At 65.5% G+C, this 15,636-nt stretch carries 18 protein-coding genes; 10 read left to right on the top strand and 8 right to left on the bottom strand.

Features of this window, described 5'->3' with window-relative positions:
- Nucleotides 1–314: 314 nt before the first annotated feature.
- The 3 genes from BM417_RS25500 to BM417_RS25490 are packed head-to-tail and all read left to right on the top strand — an operon-like array spanning nt 315 to nt 2,210.
- Nucleotides 315–1,079, top strand: a complete 765-nt coding sequence (locus BM417_RS25500) for a GntR family transcriptional regulator (RefSeq protein ID WP_093599217.1) — start codon at nt 315–317, stop codon at nt 1,077–1,079.
- A 20-nt stretch (nt 1,080–1,099) separates the two neighbouring features.
- Nucleotides 1,100–1,759, top strand: a complete 660-nt coding sequence (locus tag BM417_RS25495) for a YdcF family protein (RefSeq protein WP_093599215.1) — start codon at nt 1,100–1,102, stop codon at nt 1,757–1,759.
- 16 nt (nt 1,760–1,775) lie between these two features.
- Nucleotides 1,776–2,210, top strand: a complete 435-nt coding sequence (locus tag BM417_RS25490) for an NUDIX domain-containing protein (RefSeq protein ID WP_093599212.1) — start codon at nt 1,776–1,778, stop codon at nt 2,208–2,210.
- A gap of 418 nt (nt 2,211–2,628) precedes the next feature.
- On the opposite strand, the gene BM417_RS46980 is transcribed toward BM417_RS25490, so the two are convergent.
- Nucleotides 2,629–4,194: a hypothetical protein gene (locus BM417_RS46980; protein WP_143138798.1), complete on the bottom strand. Its 1,566-nt coding sequence runs from the start codon at nt 4,192–4,194 to the stop codon at nt 2,629–2,631.
- Between the two features lie 461 nt (nt 4,195–4,655).
- A complete protein-coding gene (locus BM417_RS25480; protein WP_143138797.1) occupies nt 4,656–5,999 on the bottom strand; it encodes an HNH endonuclease signature motif containing protein in 1,344 nt (447 codons plus the stop codon).
- A gap of 180 nt (nt 6,000–6,179) precedes the next feature.
- Here BM417_RS25480 and BM417_RS25475 point away from each other — a divergent pair, with 180 nt between their 5' ends.
- Nucleotides 6,180–6,563 (top strand): hypothetical protein, encoded by a 384-nt coding sequence (locus BM417_RS25475; protein WP_143138796.1) that lies wholly within the window; start codon nt 6,180–6,182, stop codon nt 6,561–6,563.
- On the opposite strand, the gene BM417_RS25470 is transcribed toward BM417_RS25475, so the two are convergent.
- Complete coding sequence (locus tag BM417_RS25470; RefSeq protein ID WP_093599200.1) at nt 6,539–7,339, bottom strand: NAD(P)H-binding protein; 801 nt, start codon at nt 7,337–7,339, stop codon at nt 6,539–6,541. The two genes, BM417_RS25475 and BM417_RS25470, sit on opposite strands and share 25 nt — an antisense overlap.
- Before the next feature lie 89 nt (nt 7,340–7,428).
- Here BM417_RS25470 and BM417_RS25465 point away from each other — a divergent pair, with 89 nt between their 5' ends.
- The gene (locus tag BM417_RS25465) at nt 7,429–8,190 is read left to right on the top strand and encodes an AraC family transcriptional regulator (RefSeq protein ID WP_093599428.1); all 762 of its coding nucleotides are present in this window, start codon (nt 7,429–7,431) and stop codon (nt 8,188–8,190) included.
- Here BM417_RS25465 and BM417_RS25460 read toward each other — a convergent pair.
- The 3 genes from BM417_RS25460 to BM417_RS25450 are packed head-to-tail and all read right to left on the bottom strand — an operon-like array spanning nt 8,147 to nt 10,218.
- Nucleotides 8,147–9,052: a LysR family transcriptional regulator gene (locus BM417_RS25460; protein WP_093599197.1), complete on the bottom strand. Its 906-nt coding sequence runs from the start codon at nt 9,050–9,052 to the stop codon at nt 8,147–8,149. The two genes, BM417_RS25465 and BM417_RS25460, sit on opposite strands and share 44 nt — an antisense overlap.
- A gap of 24 nt (nt 9,053–9,076) precedes the next feature.
- Nucleotides 9,077–9,430 (bottom strand): TetR family transcriptional regulator C-terminal domain-containing protein, encoded by a 354-nt coding sequence (locus BM417_RS25455; RefSeq protein ID WP_093599194.1) that lies wholly within the window; start codon nt 9,428–9,430, stop codon nt 9,077–9,079.
- Nucleotides 9,427–10,218, bottom strand: a complete 792-nt coding sequence (locus BM417_RS25450; RefSeq protein ID WP_093599191.1) for a DUF3152 domain-containing protein — start codon at nt 10,216–10,218, stop codon at nt 9,427–9,429. The genes BM417_RS25455 and BM417_RS25450 overlap by 4 nt, the downstream gene beginning before the upstream one ends.
- Before the next feature lie 80 nt (nt 10,219–10,298).
- On the opposite strand from BM417_RS25450, the gene BM417_RS25445 reads away from it, so the two are divergent.
- Together BM417_RS25445 and BM417_RS25440 are read left to right on the top strand one after the other, a co-directional pair.
- Nucleotides 10,299–10,964 carry a response regulator transcription factor gene (locus BM417_RS25445; RefSeq protein ID WP_093599188.1) on the top strand — a complete coding sequence of 222 codons (666 nt, stop codon included), beginning with the start codon at nt 10,299–10,301 and terminating at the stop codon, nt 10,962–10,964.
- Nucleotides 10,961–12,673, top strand: coding sequence for a sensor histidine kinase (locus tag BM417_RS25440; RefSeq protein WP_093599185.1), 1,713 nt, complete (start codon nt 10,961–10,963; stop codon nt 12,671–12,673). Before BM417_RS25445 ends, BM417_RS25440 begins: the two co-directional genes overlap by 4 nt.
- On the opposite strand, the gene BM417_RS25435 is transcribed toward BM417_RS25440, so the two are convergent.
- Nucleotides 12,654–13,469, bottom strand: coding sequence for an NAD(P)/FAD-dependent oxidoreductase (locus tag BM417_RS25435; protein WP_093599182.1), 816 nt, complete (start codon nt 13,467–13,469; stop codon nt 12,654–12,656). The genes BM417_RS25440 and BM417_RS25435 overlap by 20 nt on opposite strands.
- A 50-nt stretch (nt 13,470–13,519) precedes the next feature.
- On the opposite strand from BM417_RS25435, the gene BM417_RS25430 reads away from it, so the two are divergent.
- Both BM417_RS25430 and BM417_RS25425 read left to right on the top strand, forming a co-directional pair.
- On the top strand, nt 13,520–14,080 hold the full coding sequence (locus BM417_RS25430; protein ID WP_093599179.1) for a helix-turn-helix domain-containing protein: 561 nt from the start codon (nt 13,520–13,522) through the stop codon (nt 14,078–14,080).
- Between the two features lie 7 nt (nt 14,081–14,087).
- Nucleotides 14,088–14,357 carry a DUF2277 domain-containing protein gene (locus tag BM417_RS25425; RefSeq protein WP_093599176.1) on the top strand — a complete coding sequence of 90 codons (270 nt, stop codon included), beginning with the start codon at nt 14,088–14,090 and terminating at the stop codon, nt 14,355–14,357.
- On the opposite strand, the gene BM417_RS25420 is transcribed toward BM417_RS25425, so the two are convergent.
- Nucleotides 14,354–14,569 (bottom strand): hypothetical protein, encoded by a 216-nt coding sequence (locus BM417_RS25420; protein WP_093599173.1) that lies wholly within the window; start codon nt 14,567–14,569, stop codon nt 14,354–14,356. The genes BM417_RS25425 and BM417_RS25420 overlap by 4 nt on opposite strands.
- A 327-nt stretch (nt 14,570–14,896) precedes the next feature.
- Between BM417_RS25420 and BM417_RS25415 the strand changes: the two genes are divergently transcribed.
- Complete coding sequence (locus BM417_RS25415) at nt 14,897–15,577, top strand: hypothetical protein (RefSeq protein ID WP_245822155.1); 681 nt, start codon at nt 14,897–14,899, stop codon at nt 15,575–15,577.
- The last annotated feature ends 59 nt before the right edge of the window (nt 15,578–15,636 follow it).

Raw genomic sequence — 15,636 nt, 5'->3', positions numbered from 1 at the left:
CTCCTCACCCTTTGCGCCCGGCTGCTTCTTGAACAGCGACACGACGTACTGGTTCGCGCCGTCCTGGTCCGTCACGACCTCGGTGTGACCATCGACCTCACGCGTCTTCAACTCCGGCAACTCCGTGAGCATCAGGCGCGTCTCCGACATGTCGAGCTTCTGGTTCCTCATGGCTGCCTCCAGCAGGTCGATTAGAGCTATCTCTATTAGACACCGCACAACGACAGGTGTCAATAGAGATAGTTCTATTGGGTAGAATCGCTGGTCAGAGGCCTGTAGAGATAGGGTTATCGCGAGCGACCGAGGGAGCCGACGTGACGATCGGGTACAGAGAACTGGCCGGCGTGCTGCGTGATGCCATCCAGCAGGGCACGTACCCGCAAGGCACCACGCTGCCCAAGCAGGAAGAGATCGCGGCCGAGCACAGCATCAACATCAACACGGTCCGCAAGGCCGTCGCGATGCTGGAGGCCGAGGGGCTCGTCGACTCCGTACGCCGACGCGGCACGGTCGTTCGCCCCAGGCCAGCGATGAAGCGGCTCGGAGTGCAGCGCTACGCCAAGAGCAAGTGGAAGTACGGACTCGTCGCTTTCGCAGCAGACCGCGAGGCATCAGGGCGCGCGTGGAAGCCCGGTGACCAGACCAATGAAGTCCGCAAGGTCAAGGCGGACGCCGAGACCGCCGAGGCTCTACAGCTTGACGAAGGCGCGACCGTCTTCGAGCGTGCGCGGCTGGTGAAGGACGACGACGTACCAACGCACACCCTCACGAGCTACTACAACCCCGTTCACGTCGAGGGCACCCCGCTCGTGGACCCCAAGCCCGGTCCTGCCACGCCAGGTGGCGGTTTCGCGGTACTCACCATGCAAGGCCTCGAACCGGACCACATCACTGAGAGCTTCCACTCCAGAATGCCGACGCCTGAAGAGATCGACACTCTCGGACTGCCTCCGGGTGAGCCCGTGATGATCCTCAAGCGCCAGACGTTCACGAAGGACGACGTGCCGATCGAGTTCGCGAGAGGCGTTCACGCGGCGAGCCGGTTCGAGTGGTCCTACACCTTCCCCCTCCCGGACTGATCACCGAAGAGGAGCGACCCATGGCATCCGATCCGATCCCCAGCGAGCACCGCGCAGACGTCCTGGCGTTGTGGAACTACCACGACATGAGGCACGAAGTGCGCCCCGCCGACATCGTCATCGGACTGGGTAGTCACGACATCGGCGTCGCTGTCCGCGCGGTCGAGCTGTACCAGGCCGGCATAGCTCCGCTCGTGCTCTTCACCGGCGCCAACGCTCCAACGACGATCAAGCGATTCCCACGCGGTGAAGCCGTTCACTACCGCGAGTACGCGCTGGAGCACGCCGTACCCGACGAGGCGATCCTGATCGAGACGAAGGCGACCAACACCGCCGAGAACTTTGAGCTCAGCAGGGTGCTGCTGGACGAGGAGGGGGTCAAGGCTACTTCTGCGGTTCTTGTGTCCCGTCCGTATCAGGAGCGCCGCGCATACGCGACGTGCCGCAAGCTGTGGCCCGAACTGGACATCACGTGCACGTCCTACCGGCCTCCGATCGACGAGTACGTAGAGGGCATCGGTGACACGTCGTTCGTCATCAGCATGTTGGTCGGGGACACCCAACGCATGACGCTCTTCGCCGACGCGGGGTACGCGATTCGCCAGGAAGTGCCGGCCGATGTTGCCGCGGCTTACGAACACCTAATTGATGCCGGATACACCAGCAGGTTGATCAGGTAAGGACGGCCGACAGCTCATGTCGCCTGACCCAGTGGCGTTGCCCAAACACTCTGTGGCGGTAGTTGGTGTCGTGGTGGACGAGGACGACCGCGTACTCGTGATCAGTCGCCGCGACAATGGCGAGTGGCAGCCGCCAGGCGGAGTGCTTGAACTCGGCGAGACCTTTGAGGACGGCGTGCGGCGCGAGGTCTTCGAGGAGACAGGCTGCGCGGTCGAAGTTCAACGCCTCACGGGTGTCTACAAGAACCTCAAGCGGGACGTCGTAGCTCTGACTTTCCGTTGTGCAGCAACGACTGAGCCTGTTGCCTTAACCGACGAAGCGCGTGATGTTCGCTGGATGACCCTCGACGAGGTCCGCGAGAAAATGAGCCCCGTCTTCGCAGCCCGCGTTCTCGACGCGTTCGAGCCGGAGCCGTCAGTACGTGCTCACGACGGGGTCAACCTGCTCTGAGGCGCACGGACAGCCTCTGTGTTCAGAGTTTCTTTACTTCATCAAGGCGGCCCCTGCGGGGCCGCTCGGGTCGCCGCTCCATCCCCGTTCGGCAGGGGCTTAACGGCCTCATCTCTTTGTCGCTCGGGCAAGCGGGCGGGGCCCGGCCTCCGGCCACCCACCCGCGCCCGGCGACGGAGGCAGGCCTACCCCGACCGAACGGGAAAGCGACCCGACCGGCCCCGCAGCCACCGCAAGAAGGTGACGTTTCCGGCTGGGTCCCCGCACCCGTGTCCCAACATCGTTTAACGCGTGGACGGTGGTGCCAAGAGCGCTACGCGTCGCTTCGCGATGGCCTACGGCCACTCTTGACACCACCGTCCACGCGCTAAGCGCAGCAGGGACAAGGGAACGGGGAGGTGTGGCGCTAAGCTGTTTGTCACTGATCCTCTGATTCCTCTTCCTCAGAACCACGATGCAGCTGGTCAGACAGCTCTCGGTTCTTGAGTTTGGAGGCAGAATCTTTCCGGCGACCATCAATAAGCACTGCCTCGATATTCATATTGTAATATTCGGACGCAAGCCGCGCGGCCTCGTTCAACTTATTTCGAACACTATCAGAATAGTCGTCGTCGGTGAATGCGATCGCAACATACAGACCGAATTCTACGCCTTCGGCATTTTGATACTCCGGCAGCTGGGCAAGAATTCCGTCCCAAATTTTACTGCTCTTCACAAGCTTCATCTCAATGAGAGCCCGACCAGACCAGCCCGAGAACTTGAAATCAACCGGACCGCGACCTGCGTTTGCCTCACTGGACATCTCGACGCCATTGGCACGACAGTAGTGGATGACCATCGAGCGAAAAAGCACCTGAGCCACTCGCTCCGCGTGCGGAACCGCCCCATTCCACAACAAAAGCCACGAGTCGGTGTGCTCAATCGCCTGACGATACACTTCGACCAGGCTGCGCACGAAGTCGTTGAATTGATCGGACGAATCCGGCAGGACAGCATCCTCACCTTTGCGGATGAGTTTTGCGCCCTGCGCGTACCACTTGACGAGCGCTTTGGGATCTTCCCCAATAGGGTACGGCTTCTTTTCCACTTCTTCCAGATGCTGAAGATAGAGTGCGACAATATCCGGATGCTGCCTCGCCAACCGCGCCTTTACATTTCGAGCCACATTTCTCGCCACGTCAAAATTAAAATCGTTGCGAAGTTCCCCGCCATGATTCGCCCAAGACCAGGACCAGAATCCGTTCGGCTCCGCAACGGGAAGCTCTCGAAGAAATCGCTCAGGAGTCAGCAGTGTCGCGATCTTCTTTTGCCTCGCTTGACCTTTTCGCAAGTAGGTGATCGTGTTCGTCGGAAGCTCTACAATCTTTGATTCCCATCGAAAAAACTCAGAACTCCAAGATGCGTTCTCGACGCGAATTCGTTCCGTTTCGACATTATGCCGCCGACACACGTCCTGCGTGTAGTCGATGAAGAAGCTCTTGAGAATATTGCAGGCGGAATCACTAATCCGGTCGAATCCCATACCACCTTGGAAGAGCGAGATGGTCTCCATGTGAGCAATCTTGTACATACCCAGACCCACTGCAGTCCGAACACCATCAAGCATGTCCTTTTGAAGGCCAGCGCCAGATCCAGATCCGAATGGCGTCCCCTCCGCCACTCCGAGACAAAATTCAGCAGGCTCGCGAAAAATCAGAAGAGAAGCGGCCTTTTTCCAGTATATACTTTCAGGTTCGCCATTCGACTGCCGAATGAGGTCGAATACCATGTCAAAGAACTCAATCAAATGACTGTGAGCACCAGCCCAAAATCCGTCCTTCTCTTCCCAGATCAAAAATGGGTCCACGAAAAGCTTCGTGTCGGCAGGCAAGAACGTGTCGTACCAATCGTCATCAGACTGGCGGACTATCCCGTACTTTTCAGAGAATTTCATGCCCACCCCTGTGTGCTCGAACCTGCGCGCCAACGTACCGGAAACCGCCATTGACTTGAATATCTTCTATTCTTGTCACCCGATTAGCCGAGTCGTATTAGTCCGTCTCGGCTGCAACTGAAGACGATGCAGCGAAACAAGAAGCCCAGAAGTTGCCGACACTTGCCAACCTCGGCAGGTCGCACGCATGTTCGACTTCGCCGCCTGTTGGTCCGGTGGCACGAGGCGCTGATCCGGTGGTCAAGCTGACCATGATCAAATCCAGCGGTTATCCAGGCCGAACGACACCAGACACCCACAATCGATCGTTCACAGTGGCGACTCCGGCTCATCATCAGCGCATCTCACAGGCCATGACGGCAGACGACCACGAACACCGCGAGATGTGGATCTCTAATCCCGAGGTCGCAGGTTCGAATCCTGCCAGGGGCGCCTCAACAAGTGGCCTCTGACCTGTGCGAACAGGTCAGAGGCCGTCTTCGTTTCCGATCACGGGCCCACGCCGTGGAGCTCTAGGCCCACGTCTTGGTGACCGCGTTGAAGTGATCGGTGATCGCCTTCTCGCACGGGCCGTCAGCAAACTTGGCACCGTCGAACTGGGTGTAAGCGGGGTAGTCGCTCAAGGACGGGGCGAGCACCACGCGCCAGGTGGTGGGATCGACGGCTAGCAGGTCGTTGTCGAACAACAGGTGCACGTCAGCGCGCAGCAGCACACCCTCGGCGAGGTTGTGGGTTTCGTGCTCGGCGAAGTTGCGGAGATGCGCTGCCTGCAGCACCTCTGCCGGACAAGGGCCAGTGATCGCGCACACGTGTCCGTACCGTTGGATCAGCTTCTTCCGGAAGCCGCCCTGACCGTTGCGGGCCTTCGTCTTGCTTTCACGCCTTCCGCCAGTAGGCGACTTTCCATCGTCGGCGACAGTGCGACGCGCTGCTTTGACCTTCGCTACGACACGAGCCTCAGCTGCCGGGGAAGGCAGCCGCACGGCAACCCGCGCCAGCATCGCCTCCAGCTTGTCGATGTCCATGGGTCGGATCGCGTTCTGCGCCTCGTCATCGCTGCACGCTTCCCTGACCTCGTCAGCAGTGATAGCCCCGTCGAGCGCACGCCAGGTGCCGCCGTAGTACGCGACGTGCCGTGTGGCGTCGGGATCGATGCGGCCGATCCTCGCAATGCCTAGCGCGTCCTCGGCGTCATAGACGACGATCACGTGGCCTTCGCGAAGCTGCTGCGAACGAGCGGTCTCGTTGTCGTAGACATGACTCGAACCCAGCACGTCCTGGCGGCCGGCGGACAGCGCCCACGCTTTGGGCTCGTACTCAGCCCGGATCGCGGCAGCCTGACGGTGCATCTCCGCCTCGTCGGCGACGAACTCGTTGACGATGACCTGGTCCAGGGCTCCGCCGCGGGTCTTCTTGCCCGTTTCGTCCGGCAGCCTGGTCTTCAGGTCGAAGAGCTTGCGCTGCACGCTGTTGCCCGACCGGAAGTTGAGCCCGCGGTCCTGCGGAGCGTGAAACGGCAGTTGTCGCAGGAAGGCCGCGAGCTCCTGCACAGCCGGATCGTTGACCCTCTGAGCTACCTGGTTGTTCGAGAACAGCTGCGAACAGGCAAGAATCAGCTCCTCGCGTGACCACTTGGGTGGGCGCAGTTCCTTGACCTCGAACTGCAACCCTTCCAGGGTCTGGTTGACGAGATCGTCGTCCGCGACCTCCTGCGGCTTCAGCGGAGCCTGGCCGGACAACCGGCCGTGAGCGGCGGCGGCGATCACTCGCGTGCCGTACCTGCGTGCGTCATCTGCGATCACGTAGTTGCGCGACAGGCCAAAGCCGTATCGCTCGCAGAACTCCGCGAACCCCATCTGGTCGTGCTCTGCCATTGCCATGCGCACCGCACCTGCGGTGATGTCCCCAAGACCCACCTAAAGACGATTTCAACCAAACGTCGCACAATCAGCCGCCATATGCAGCAACAAAGGAACGAGCGTCCGTCTCTCCGTGTCCGACACACGGCCGTGGATGCTCGGCTGAATAATCAGGCCGTGGACAAGACGCGGTTGGGCATTGGGCTGGTCGTCGGCGTGCTCGTGATGCAAACGGTGGCAAGCCTGGTGTGGAGCGCCGACGCGACGCTGACCGGCATCGCCCTCGCCTTCAACGCCGTAGCCGCGGTGTCGACCGTTCTCTTCGTGCGGCGGGGTGGGCAGGCGGCCTGGGTCGTTGCCGGGTGGTGTGCCGGGTTCTTCGGGTGGCACGTGCTGGGGCTCGGTGAGCTGGCCGGCTGGTGGACGACCGGGCTGGACGCGGCGTTCCTGGTGGGGGCCGGGTACCAGGTGTCGGTCGTCTACCAGGCGGTGATGGCCACGGCTGCCGGGTTTGCCGTGCACCTGTTGTTGCCTCGTCAGCGCCAGGTTTCGGAGACGTAGGCGTCGAAGCTGGTGGCGGGGCGGCCCAGCAGGCGCGAGATGTCGTCCGTCGGGGTGGCCAGCACGCCTGCCCGCATGCTCTCGAACATGCCGTTCAGCTCGGTGGCGACCTCTTCCGGGGCTCCTTGGGAGAGCAGGGCTTCGCGGTATTCGGCCGGGGTGAGTTTCACCAGTTCGATCGGGCGGCCGGTGGCTGCGGCGATCTTGGACACGGCGGCCGCGAAGGTGATTCCTTCCGGGCCGGTGAGGTCGTAGGTCTGGCCCTGGTGGTCGTCGGTGGTCAGGGCCAGGGCGGCTACCTCGGCGATGTCCTGGACGTCCACGAACGGTTCCGGGGTGTCGTCCACGGGCAGGGAGAGGCGGCCTGCCTGGATTTCGGGCTGCCAGATCTCCTCGGAGAAGTTCTGGTTGAAGTTGTTGGCTCGCAGGACGGTCCAGGTGAAGTCGCTCGCGCGGACCGCCTTCTCGGCGGCGTGCATGCTCTGGAAGACATCCGGTGGGGTCTTGTCGAGGCCGCGGCCGGAGAGCAGGACGAGGCGGCGGACGCCGGAGGCCGCCGCCAGTTCGGTGAACTGGGCGGCGAGGGTCGGGTCTTCCGGGGCGATCAGGTAGGTGGCGGTGGCGCCGTGCAGGAACGGTTTCCAGGTCGACGGGTCGTTCCAGTCGAAGCCGGTGGCACGGGAGGCCTTGCGGGGCGTCAGACCGGCGGCTTCGAGGGTGCGGACCACGCGGCGGCCCGTCTTGCCGGTTGCGCCCAGGACCAGGATCTCTGTCATGACCTGAAGCCAACCCGGTCACAAGAGCAGAGGACATGGGCGAGAGTTCATCGATGATGTTCGATCGTTCGGGACGTATCGTGGACGGCATGGAGCCGTTCGACGAACTGCTGCGCGGGGTGCGCGCGGATGGTGCTGGGGTGCGCCGGACCGAGATCGACGGAACGCGGGTGTTGCCTGGGCTCACGTTGTACGCGGTGGCGTCGGGTGAGATCAGCGTGCACGGGCAGACCGCCAAGGCCGGGGACATCCTTGTGGTGCAGGAGTCCGTTGCGGCGCAAGGGCGTGCGTCGGTGGTGAGCGGGACGTACGAGGTCAACACGGCTGTGGCGCGGCGGCTCACGTCGGTGTTGCCGGACGCGTTGGTGGCGCCGGGAGAGGACGGGTGCGCGGAGTTCTACGCCGGCATCGGCATGGACGGGCCGAGTGTGGTCGCGGATCGGTTGCTCGACTGGCTGATGGTGTGTGCGCTCAAGGAGTGGTTCGACCGCGAGCACGGCGACGGGTGGCTGGGGGCGCAGGCGGACGCGGTGGTCGGGCCGGTCCTCAAGGCGATGCACGCGAAGCCCGAACGGGCGTGGACGCTCGCCCTGCTGGCCAAGGAGGCCGGGGTGGCGCGGACGACGCTGGCCGGCAGGTTCGCGAAGCTCGTCGGGGTGCCGCCGCTGACGTACCTGACGGAGTGGCGCATGGCTCTGGCGGCTGATCTGCTGGCCGAGTCGTCGGCGACGGTGGCCTCGGTGGCGCGCAAGGTCGGGTATGCGGACGCGTTCGGGTTCAGCGCCGCGTTCAAGCGGGTGCACGGTTTCAGCCCGAGCACGTGCCGCAGCCGGTGCGCCGAGAGCGCGTGACGTCGAGGCAGCACTGGACGAAGTCCGCGACGGCCTCACCGGCGTCCGGCAGCCACGCCACGGCCACTTCACTGGGACTCACGCCCGTCACCGGCACGTAGGCGATGTCGGGGCGTGCGTAGAAGTGGGCCGTGGACGCGGGAACCAGCGCGACGCCGTAACCGCCGGCGATCGCGCCGAGGAACTCGTCGGGGTGATCCGCCACGGCACCGACGCGAACCTCACGACCGTCCCTTTCGGACAACGCCAGCCAGTGCTCGCGCCAGTTCCCCTTCAACGAGGGGGCGACGATGACCGGGTCGTCCCACAGTTCGCGGAACGCGATCGAGGCACGCCCGGCCAGCGGATGCGCGGAAGGTAGTGCCACGCAACGAGATTCGCTGAACAACGTCCGCACGCCGAACGTCTCGTCGCCGGGAAGGGGCAGTCGCAGCAAGGCAACCGGTACCTCCGCCGCCGCGAGACCCGCAGTCGGATCCGACCACGGCGCCTGCCTCAGGTCGACTCGCCAGCCTGGGTGAAGCCTGCCGAACGCGGCGACGATGTCCTGCATCGCGTAGTTCGCCGCGCTGGCCAGGAAACCGACGCGCAGCACACGGCCGGCACTGCGGGTCCCGCTCACCGCCGCCTCCCAGCCCGCGAGCACCGGCGGTACGCGCGCGGCGAGGGCATGGCCCGCCTCGGTCAGCTTCATCCCGGTGCTGGAGCGCGTGAACAGCCGCACGCCCAGTTGCGACTCCAGGTGCTTGAGTTGCTTGGTCAGCGATGGTTGTGACACGAAGAGCCGGTGCGCCGCGCGCGTGAGGTTGCCCTCCTCGGCGATGGCGGCGAAATATCTCAGCAGCCTCGTGTCCACGTCCATGCCGTCAGGTTATGGAGACGGACATCAACCACGAGTGAGCACACGCGCGAGTTGGTGGTCCACCAGGCCCTCGGCAGCGAACGCCAGCAGCGCCATGGCGTCGCGCTCGGGATCACCGCCGGGGCGCACCGCGGTGATCGTCCCCGCCAGCCAGGCGACCATCTCGGTGTTGCCCCGCCGCAACGACTCCCCCAGGCGCGGTTCGACCACGGCCTGCGCGAGGAACGCGGCGACCACGAGGTTCATGCGCGCGGCCCACCGGGTGATCGCGGGGTTCACCGGCGCCGACGTCGTCACCGAGCTCAGATAGGTCTTCGAACGGGTCGAGCCGGTGTTCTCGGTCGAGGGCGAGACCACGGTGATGGCCACGAAGGTCATGGATACGGCCACCCGTTCGGCGCGCACACCTTCCCGTCCTGCGGGATGAACGCGCCCTGAGAGACGCCGTTGGTGATGCGGACGATCTCGTCGTTGGACACGCTGAACGTCTGCTGCATCATCACCGGCGCCGGGCCGCCGGCGACGCCGCACGGCTGGTGGCCCTGCCCGAACGCGTGCCCGACCTCGTGGTTGACCATGTACGTCCGGTAGGTGTTCAGGTCCGGCAGGAACGCGACGGCGCCGCGGATCCAGCGGGCGGCGCTGAGGAACACGAGGTTGCCGTCGCGGCACGAGACGTCGACCGGGATCTCGTAGCCGCAGACGTCGCGGGCGGTCTGCTGGGACGTCAGCCGGACGCGCACCGAGGCCGCACCGGACACGCGCCGCACCGAACGCGCGCCGCGTGCGGTCCAGCCACGCGGGTCGCCGAGGGTGGCGTCCACGAACGCCGAGAAGGCCTGCTCGTCGACGGTGATGCCGTTCTCGATCTCGACGGCGTAGGTCCGCAACGGGCCCGTGCCGACCACCGGACCGTTGCCCGGGACCTCGTGGAACGTGCCCGCGCCGGACACCGGGAACTCGGGGCCGTCGGGCAGGTCCGAGCTGGACGCGTAGACGCGGGGCGGCGGTGGCGGTGGCGGGGCCTGCGAGGAAGGGGCCTCCACTGGCGTGACGGTCGACGGCGTGGTGGGAGCGGCCGCGGGGGACGTCTCTCCTGCCAGCTGCGTCGTCGTCAGGAGGATCGCCGTCAACCCGACAGCCGCCAGAGCCAGGTGCACCTTCATGACGGCAACGCTCGCCGGAACTGATGAAGAACCTGTTTACGTCCCGCTTGACTGTCGTGAAGGGCTGCATACTTCGCGCTGTGTGTGCCCACATTCTCGTCGCCGAGGACAACGTTCACCAGGCTGAACTCGTCCGCCGGTACCTGGAGCACGACGGGCATTCCGTGGTGGTCGTCCACGACGGACGGGCGGCGATCGACGAGACGCGGCGCCGCAACCCGGACCTGCTGGTGCTGGACGTGATGATGCCGCTGGTCGACGGCATCGACGTGATGCGCGCCATCCGGACCGAGTCGGACGTGCCGATCGTGCTGCTCACGGCGCGGTCCACTGAGGATGACGTGCTGCTCGGCTTCGACCTGGGCGCGGACGACTACATCACCAAACCGTTCCGGCCACGGCAGATGGTCGCGCGCGTGCGGACGATCCTGCGGCGCACCGGCCGTACGCGAGAGACGAACGCCACGGTGCTCAAGGTCGGCGATCTGACCGTCGATCCGATCCGGCACGAAGTGCGCATCAAGGACGAGCTGGTGAGCCTCACGCCCGCCGAGTTCCGGTTGCTGGCGAAGATGGCCGCGCAGCCGCAACGGGTGTTCACGCGCGAGCAGTTGCTGGAGGACGGGTTCATCACCGCACGCACGGTCGACGTGCACATGATGAAGCTGCGCCGCAAGATCGAGCAGGACTCGCGCCGGCCGGAACGACTTCTCACCGTCTACGGCATCGGATACAAGCTCGTATGAAAAGCCTCCTCGTCCGGTTCTTCCTGTTCTCCCTGGTGATCGCGGCCTGTTCGATCGCCGTCACGGCGTGGCTGGCGTCGCAGGCGACGACCGGCGCGATCCGGCAGGAGCAGGGCGAGGCGCTCGAGACGGACGCCCAGATCTACGACGAGATGGTCAAGTACGCGGCCACGCACAAGGACTGGAGTGCTGCGAAGTCCACAGTGGAGGGCGTGGCGAAGACGTACAACCGCCGCATCGCCCTGACCGACGGCAACGGCAGGAAGCTGCTGGACACCGGCACCGAGAACGCGCCGCCACTGCCCGTCACGCCCAAGGCGCTGATCGACCCGTTGAACCTCAACGGAAAGGTCGACCCGCACGCGGTCGGACCCTTCAAGCTCTCCGACGACGAGACCCGCAAGTTGCGCTCCTACGCCGATCAGCTGCTCGAGTGCAACGGCCGGGTCGAGATCGTGGAGTACCCGAACGGCCGGCCACGGGTCACGAGCCTGGAACCCGGCCACTTCTCGCTGTGGGAGGACTGCCCCGCGGGCGACTACCTCTACACGATGACGGCGACCGAGCAGAAGGCCTACGAGGAGCTGCAGCCGTACTTCCTGGACTGCCTGAAGACGTTGCCGGGCAACGGGCAGATTCCGGCCAAGGCACCCGGCAGGGTCACGCTCGACTGGGACTACCTGGTGATCGCCGGCACGTCGACCGACGTGGTGCAGTGCATGGACACCGCGCGGCGCGAGATGTTGAAGTCGTACGTCGCCCCTCCGGCGCAGATGTTCCTCACCTCACCGACCGGTGACGAGCCGCAGCCGATCGACCTGTCGACGACCGGTACCACCCGGATCATGTTGGTGGCGCTGGGAATCCTCGCGATCGCCGGCTTCGCCTCGTGGGTCACGGCGACGCAGCTCGTGCGGCCGATCCGCGCACTCACCGCCGCCACGAAGCGCACGGCCGAAGGCGACCGGACGGCGCGGGTCGACGGTGGCGCGGGCGAGATCGGCGAGCTGGCCAAGTCGTTCAACGCCATGTCCGAGAAGCTCGCCGAGACCGAACGCCAGCGGCAGGCCATGGTCAGCGACGTCGCGCACGAGCTGCGCACGCCGTTGGGCAACATCACCGGCTGGCTGGAGGCGACGCAGGACGGGCTGGCCGAACCCGACCCGCACCTGATCGACATGCTGCTGGAGGAGTCCCTTCTGCTGCAACGACTCGTGGACGACCTGCACGACCTCGCCCAGGCCGACGCGGGCACGCTCAGGCTCCACCCGGAACCGATCGCGCTCGACGACGTCGTGGACCAGGTCGTCAACGCGCAGCAGAACCGCGAGATCCTGCTGCGCGCCGAGACCACACCGGTGCACATCAGCGCGGATCCGGTGCGGCTGCGGCAGGCGCTCGGCAACCTCGTCGCGAACGCCGTGCGCTACACCCCGCCGGGCGGCGAGGTCGTCGTGAAGCTGTTCCAGTGGCAGGACCAGGCGATCCTGGAGGTCACGGACACCGGTACCGGCATCGCGCCGGACGACGTGCCGCACGTGTTCGACAGGTTCTGGCGCGCGGACAAGTCCCGCAGCCGCCGCACGGGTGGCAGCGGCCTCGGGCTCGCGATCACACGACACCTGGTGGAGGCGCACGGCGGTTCGGTGTCGGTGACGAGCACGCTCGGCGAGGGCTCGACGTTCCGGATCAGCCTGCCGTCGGCATGAGGCCCAGCAGGTCCATGTTGATCATTCCGGCCGCCTGGGCTCCCTGCGCGGCGGCGACGATCACGATGGCCGTCGGGTCCGTGACGTTGCCCGCCGCGTAGGCGCCGGGCACGCTCGTGCGGCCCTTTGAGTCCGTGCGCACGAACGGACCAGCCATGGTCTCCTCGGTCTCGGCACCCAACGCGAGCAGGAACTCGTCGCGCGGTTTGACCGGTGCGGAGTACACGAGCGCGTCGGCCGGGATGCGTTCCGAGCCGGAGATCACCGCGACCAGCCGGTCGTCCTCCACCTCGATGGCGTCGACCGACGGCACGTGGGTGACGTCGTCCGACCACTGCCGGACCAGCTTCACCTTCATCTCCTCGCCGAACACCGCGAGCTTCTGGTCGCGGACCTCGTAGCCGTGGCAGTACGGGCAGCCGAAGACGTCACGGCCCCAGCGTTCGCGCAGGTTGTCCGGCACCTCGTCGACCAGGCCGGTCGCGAACAGCAGGCGCTGGGCGTGCACCGTGCGCTCGTTGAGCTCGACCGCGAACCCGTCGTCGGTCCTGGTCACGCCTCGCACGTCGTCGTTGACGATCTCTCCGCCGTAGCCCTCTACCTCGGCCCGTCCGTGCTTGAGCAGCTCCAACGGCGAGAGGCCGTCGCGAGAGAGGTAGTTGTGCATGTGCGCGGCCGGCGCGTTGCGCGGCTCGGCACCGTCGACCACGAGCACGCTGCGGCGCGCCCTGGTCAGCATCAGAGCGGCGCTCAACCCGGCCGCTCCCCCACCAATGATCACCACTTCGAATGTCATGCGCCAACAGTGCGGTCGACAGTCCAGTTTTGGCAAAGTAAGTTGCTGTTATGGCAACAACCGTGGGGCAACGGCTCGCCGCGCTGCGGGCCGAGCACGAGCTGACGCTGGCGTCGCTGTCCGAGATGACGGGCATCTCGAAGTCGACGCTGTCGCGGCTGGAGACCGATCAGCGCAAACCGACGCTGGAGCTGCTGCTGCCGTTGTCGCGGACCTACCAGGTGACCCTGGACGACCTGGTCGGCGCGCCGGAGGTGGGTGATCCACGCGTGCAGATGAAGCCGCGCGAACTCGACCACGGCCGCATCGGCATCCCGCTGACCAGGTCGATCGGACCACTGCAGGCGTGGAAGATGATCCTTTCCGACGCCGAGCTGCACGAACCGCGCGTGCACGAGGGCTACGAGTGGTTCTACGTGCTGAGCGGGCAGGTCCGGCTGCGGATCGGCGACAAGGAGGTCGTGCTGCGGGCGGGCGAGGTGGCCGAGTTCGACTGCCGCCAGCCGCACGCGCTGAGCAGCGCCGACGGGCGGCCCGCGGAGCTCATCAGCCTGTTCGGCAAGCAGGGGGAACGCATCCACACCCGCGCGGCGCCGCCCAACAGGTCATAGTGGAGTCATGTGCCGAAACATCCGGGTGCTCCACAACTTCGAACCGCCGGCGACCTCCGACGAGGTGCAGGCCGCGGCCGTGCAGTACGTGCGGAAGGTGAGCGGGGCGGCAAAACCGTCGGCGGCGAACCAGGCCGCGTTCGACCAGGCAGTCGCGGCCGTGGCGGCGGCGACGCGGGAACTGCTCGACGCACTGGTGACCACCGCGCCGCCGAAGGACCGTGAGGTCGAGGCGGCCAAGGCGAAGGCCAGGTCGGCGGAGCGCTACGGCCGTTAGTTGCGCACGCGGGTGTCTAGGTACATGCAGATCAGCTTGGCCGCGACGCCCGCGGAGCCGACGATGAAGGCCTGGTCAGGACCGAGCGTGACGGCGATGGCCCACAGCAGCAGTGCGATCAGCACGAGGATGACCGTCACCTGCACCGCGTGCGGCCAGGTGCCGGGGTGGGTCAGCCACCTCACCGGCTGCCGCGGCTGCGGAACCTCCACGTCACCCGCTCTATCGGGTGAACGCTCCGCCTTTACCGCCATCGTGCTCCCTCGCCATGATTCCTCCTGATGAACCCATTCTCCCGAGTTGATCTTCTACAGAGTGTTACTTCTGCTTGTCGTGCGGTGAGCGTTGGGTGAGCGTCGGCGAACGGCAGACGAACGGTCATCCCCGCGATCGGTCGCCGGTCCGTCACCGTCCGTTTACCGATTGCGACCTAGGTCGCAACTCTGCGTGTCACCTACTCGAGTGATTGTTCGACGCTAAGTAACGACTACGCCGTTCGGAGTAGCGCCGTTTTTGTCAGACCCCTCGGATAACGTCAGGTGAAGCTCGCGGTACGAGGGGAGAAAACGTTGCCGGACAACAACGTCAGCGTCACCGCACTGTCGTTCACCGAGTACGTCATGAGCGGTCAGCGTGGACGCATCAACATCGTGTCGGAACAGCGGGGGATGTACCTGGCCTCCGATACCAGGGTGTGCGGGTTCTACAACCCGATCCGCGACGCCATGCGACGAGCGGTCAACTCGACGGAGCCGGAGATCGAGCTCAAGAAGGCGGTCATGAACGCCAACCGCACGGGCCAGCCGCGGGCGTTCGAGGAGATCGCCGACGGCTTCCTGCCCTGGCTGACGGCGTTCAAGGCGACGGGGGTGCCGGTGGAGGGCGCCACCTACCGCGCCGGCGAACTGACCTTGAAGGTGCGGCCGCACCTGGGGCTGCGCAAGAAGGACGGCACGACCTACGCGGTGCTCGTGCACACCAAGGAACTGCCGCTGACCAGGGAGGCGGCGAACGTCGGGCTGCGGATCCTGCAGCACACCGTCGCGGACACGCTGCCCGGCGCCATCCCGATGGTGCTCGACGTGCGGCGCGGCAAGGCGTACCAGATGCCGGCGCGCACGAACCTCGGGAAGCTCGACGTGCTGATCGCGGCCGAGGCCATGGGGTACGTGACGCACTGGAAGCTGTCCGGCCTGTTCGAGTCCGTTCAGGTCGGGTAGGGGGAACAGCGGACGACGCGGCCCGTCTGGGGGGTCGGGCCGTGTCGTCGGCACGTACC

Origin of the sequence: Lentzea waywayandensis, from assembly GCF_900115955.1 — a bacterium.
GTDB lineage: Bacteria > Actinomycetota > Actinomycetes > Mycobacteriales > Pseudonocardiaceae > Lentzea > Lentzea waywayandensis.
Note: the sequence above shows the minus strand (reverse complement) of the source record. Positions and strands in the feature narration are given on the sequence as shown.